The organism is Kineococcus indalonis, from assembly GCF_009906395.1.
Taxonomy (GTDB): domain Bacteria; phylum Actinomycetota; class Actinomycetes; order Actinomycetales; family Kineococcaceae; genus Kineococcus; species Kineococcus indalonis.
The window spans coordinates 1-729 of the sequence record NZ_JAAALM010000948.1 but is presented as its reverse complement, the minus strand read 5'-3'; the positions used below and the strand labels follow the sequence as shown (position 1 = coordinate 729).

The 729-nt window shown below is 78.2% G+C and carries 1 protein-coding gene; it reads right to left on the bottom strand.

Annotated elements, in window-relative coordinates; translation table 11 throughout:
- Positions 1–139: 139 nt before the first annotated feature.
- Positions 140–729: hypothetical protein (locus GTR00_RS22115; RefSeq protein ID WP_166613622.1), on the bottom strand; the 590-nt coding region annotated here is incomplete at its 5' end.

Below are 729 nucleotides of genomic sequence, written 5' to 3'. Positions count from 1 at the left end.
GAGGGGGGTCCCCGGAGGGGTCCGGGGGGTGCGTGGCGCTCACGGCGCTCCTGCGGTCCGGGGCCCCGCGGGCGACGCCGGCGCGGGGCCGGGGCTGGTGGATCGGCGTCGACCGGGGTCGAGTCTGCCCGCGAACGGCTCAGAGGCCCAGCGCTGCGGCGACCCGTCGTGCCAGTTCCTGCTCACCGGTGGGCGTGTCGACCTCCAGCGCGTCCACGCCGACCCGCTGCGCCTGCCGGCGCAGCCGGTCGGTGAACAGCCGGTCGCGCTCCAGCAGGTTGGCCAGCGCCCTCGGCGGGTCGCCGGTGCGGCCCGCGATCCGCCACAGCCCGTCGCGCGCCTCGAAGGCGGCGCGCCGGAACCGCGGGGTGGGCAGCAGCCACACCGCCTGCCGCGGCCCGCTCAGCAGCGGGGCGACCAGCTCCGGCAGCAGCCGGAAGCCCTCCACCAGCACGCCGCGGTCCCGCGGCAGGGCCAGCAGGTCCTCCACGAGGAGCTCGAAGGCCTCGCCGCGGTACCAGGGGAAGGTCTCCAGCATCACCTGCGGGGAGCGGTGCACCCACCGCTCGTCCAGGCCCATCGCGGCGAAGGCGTGCAGCTGCGGGCACCGCGGCGGCGGGCAGCGCCGGGCGTGCTCGGCCATCGACTCGTCGGTGCCGTGCAGGTGCAGGTCGTGCTCGGCGGCCAGGCGCGCGGCGGTGGTCGACTTGCCCGCCCCGCTGCCTCCCC